The 656-nt window shown below is 43.1% G+C and carries 1 protein-coding gene; it reads left to right on the top strand.

The annotated features are described in order from the left end of the window. On the top strand, positions 1-656 hold a 656-nt coding region (locus tag ACYVTD_RS15265; protein WP_461248556.1), incomplete at both ends, for a DHH family phosphoesterase.

Below are 656 nucleotides of genomic sequence, written 5' to 3' on the forward strand. Positions count from 1 at the left end.
CGAGCTTTCTATCGATGTTATCGTAACGGATCACCATGAGCCGCAGGAAGAATTGCCGCAGGCTCTTGTCATCGTCAATCCAAAATTAAAAAATTCTTCTTATCCGTTTCGCAATTTGGCAGGCTGTGGCGTTGCTTTTAAGTTGGTGTGTGCCCTTCGTTTTGCTCAAAGAAGCGAGCTTTACGGACAGCAAGTCTGCCTGTTAAACACAAGACCATTAAATGACGCATGGGTTATCGAAATTGCAAAAACCCGTAACCTTATTGTTGTCGATACGTTGCTCGAAACTGTTGTACCGGGAATGATCTCGATAAACGAGACACGTCTTCCTTCTTTTCTTGAAGGGCAGAATATTTTATGCTGGGATGCGGCTTTGCACAAACAAACGTTTGCAAAACTTTTCGGCAAGGGCGTTGAAGTTGGAATGATGGATATTTCCCAGCAGATTGGGAAAGAAATACCGCAAACGGCGGGAGCAAGTTTATTGCGGATAAAAGAGCTTTCAAAAATAGCGAAATACAGCGACAAGGAATTAAGCGAGCTTGACGTATTTGTCAATTTGTTTACGTCTTACGCAAAGCTAAAAGAAAAAAATGCGGAAGATGCGGAAAAAGAAAGCGCCGATATTCAACTTGCCGCTCTTGGAACAATAGCGG

It is taken from the genome of Treponema sp. R6D11, assembly GCF_054786075.1.